The sequence below is a fragment of the Candidatus Cloacimonadota bacterium genome (assembly GCA_020532355.1).
In the GTDB taxonomy this organism is placed as follows: domain Bacteria; phylum Cloacimonadota; class Cloacimonadia; order Cloacimonadales; family Cloacimonadaceae; genus UBA5456.
Genome location: JAJBBD010000188.1, coordinates 1 through 2,939, shown reverse-complemented (window position 1 = coordinate 2,939; position 2,939 = coordinate 1). Strand labels below are relative to the sequence as shown.

Here is a 2,939-nt window from a genome sequence, read left to right as displayed (position 1 = left end):
TGCTCAACGGCAAAATAAGTTCCCTATTACTCATTGTCCTTGGTGTGGCAGCAGCCTAGTAGATAAAGGGAAAATGGGATTCAAAATGGGATTCAATGTCCTAAAAAACAAATTCGAAGTGTTTTGTTTAGATACTGAATGTTTTTTCCATCGTGGCTTGCCGATAGATTTAGTGGACGAAAGTCTATACAATAATCCCCCATCATTGCTTTTCGCTACCGTCGATAAATTTGCCCGGCTTGCTTGGGTAGAAGAAGCTTCGGTTTTTTTTGGCTCTACTGAAGGGGTGCTTCCTCCAGACCTGATCATTCAGGATGAACTGCACCTTATTTCTGGCCCCTTAGGCAGTATTACAGCTTTATTTGAGAGTGTGGTAGAGATGCTGTGTAGAAAAGGAAACAAAATGCCCAGAATAATAGCCTCTACAGCCACTATCAAGAATGCTGCAGCGCAAGTGAAAGGGTTATTCGGTAACCGGGATGTATTTACTTTTCCCCCTGCAGGGCTTAATTTTGGAGATAATTTCTTTTCAAAAACACTAAAACATGAGAATACCCGCGAATACATTGGCATCTGCCCTTCAGGCAAGACGGTAACCACCACCCAGGTAAGACTGTTGGCTTTACTGTTGTTTGGACGTCAGGAATTAGCGAACCGAATTGATGAAGATTTGGACTGCTATTGGACGGTGATTTCTTACTACAATTCACTTAGGGAGCTTGGACGCATGTACAGCAAAACCAGAGATGAAGTGCAACAAGCCTATAAACAGATGGTTCTCAAGCGGAATCCTCTCAGTAAAAGATATTTGTTGCGTCATCCCAAAGAATTGACAAGCCGGATTTCTGGTTACGAAGTAAAACAAGTGCTAAAATCTCTGGAATCACCAAGCATTGTAGACAACGATCCCAATAAGGTTCAGGATAATGCCATTGATGTTGTCTTTGCCACAAACATGATTTCGGTAGGTTTGGACATTCCGCGTTTGAATCTGATATTAATGAACGGACAACCCAAAAGCGCATCGGAATACATCCAGGTTACAAGCCGTATTGCTCGTAACTATCCCGGTCTGGTGCTTACTCTTTTCAATCCATTTAAAGCCAGAGATAAATCACACTTCGAGAATTTTGCTTCCTTTCACCAGAACTATTATCGTTTTGTAGAGCCAATATCGGTTACCCCTTACACACGTGTAGCAATCCGTAAAATGATGCCGACTCTAATGTCCGCATACGCCCGCATGGTAAAGGGTATATCCTCTCCCCAAGACTTGGGATCCCAGGACTTTGAGGAATATATTGATTTTATGGCTTCAAGGATGCAAGATGACACCTCCATGATGCCCTTTTTCCGGGCCAGATTGAATAAACACCTTATTACCTTGCAAGAAAAACTGTCTAATAATCCAGATCTTAGCTTCAGAAAGCTCTTGCTTAATGCAAGTGATGCTATCGCCTTAGATTATGATGATAACGATTGGTTGACCATGAATTCTATGCGTGAAATCAGCCCCAATACGGTAATAAAACTTGTAACACCCAGGTTAAAAAAAAGGAACACGGATTATGAATAAGTACTATGAGATAGCCTGTCATTCCATAATAAGCTCGTATGGGGGAATAGGCTCTTTGATAGAAACTCCAGAGGGATCCATGCGAATTCTGCCTCTTGAGAAGTGGCCATTTTTTATTAACGAGGTCGATGGCAAAGACAGAGAAAAGGTGAATTCCTTGTCGGTACAGGACCCAAGGCTAATTTACAGATTGAAGGACAATTTTCCCAACCTTGAATACCTATTAAAAATACCAGCAAATAGCACTACACACTCTGGATACAAGGTTGCATCAGATACCAGCTTGATTTCGGCAGAACTTTTTCCCCAATGGATGTTTTGCCCAGTATGCAACCGATTTATGCAACATTCCGATTGGCGGCATGTACATAGAATAAGCAATTTGCAGGGTAGTTTTAATCTATACTGCCCTTATTGTCAGATGAAATCAAGTAAAAAAAGGAAGATAATGCTTGAGCAAGTTAGGTTTATTCAGGTTTCTGAGTCTGGACAAATCCGGGATTTCCCTTGGGAAGACTGGCTTAATGATAAAGTGCCTGATGCTCAAAATCATGAAAGACATGAACTTTCATACCGAAGTTCAATAAGATCAGATAACCTTGAGTCAATCAGAATATCTTGTGGGAAATGCAAGGCTTCTGCAAGCCTTTCCGGTATTTTTAATCCATCTTCAAATGGCGAATCCATGAGGACAGTCTTGAAATCAAGCAACAGCGTTTACTTTCCGGGAATATTAAGAAGCTTAATGATTCCCATCTCCAGACTGGATCGTAACAATCCTCCTAAATCAGAAACAGATTATCGATGTTACGAACTTGAATACATGGTCAATAAAGCTACTGCAGATGATTTTTCTGATGAAGACCCAATCTATCTAAAAGAAATGCCTTCTATAAACAGCACTATATCACTTATATCGATTAGAACTTTGAGTATGGCTATGGTATTGTGTTCCTATAGCAGAATCAGCCCCATCAGCCCAGGCGCAATATTTGAAAAAGGTAAATCCATGCATGTTACAAAAGCAGGAGAGTACACCTCTTATCTCCCAAGCATAGAGTTGGCGGGGGAAGGCTTTCTATTGGACTTTGATGATAAAGCGATTCGTAAGTGGTATTCAATTATCAAAAAGCAGGATGATTTCTGGCAACGTATAATAAATCACAGCAAAACCCTCAATAATTTTAATCCTTTAGGGGGTGGTGTGATAACAGATTATGCTCTGTATAAGTATGTTCTACTCCATACTATAGCACACTTGCTCATCAAACAACTTGAATTTGTGTGTGGCTATCCTGCTTCTTCTTTGAGTGAGCGGATATATTGCTCAGCAGATTACCATGCCGGTATTATGATATATACC

General features: G+C 40.6%; 2 protein-coding genes. Both read left to right on the top strand.

Going from position 1 to position 2,939, the window contains the following annotated elements:
• The coding region (locus LHW48_06775; GenBank protein ID MCB5260159.1) for a helicase at positions 1-1,576 on the top strand (1,576 nt) is incomplete at its 5' end.
• Positions 1,569-2,939 (top strand): DUF1998 domain-containing protein (locus LHW48_06770; protein ID MCB5260158.1); only part of this gene is annotated, 1,371 nt, incomplete at its 3' end. The genes LHW48_06775 and LHW48_06770, both read left to right, overlap by 8 nt.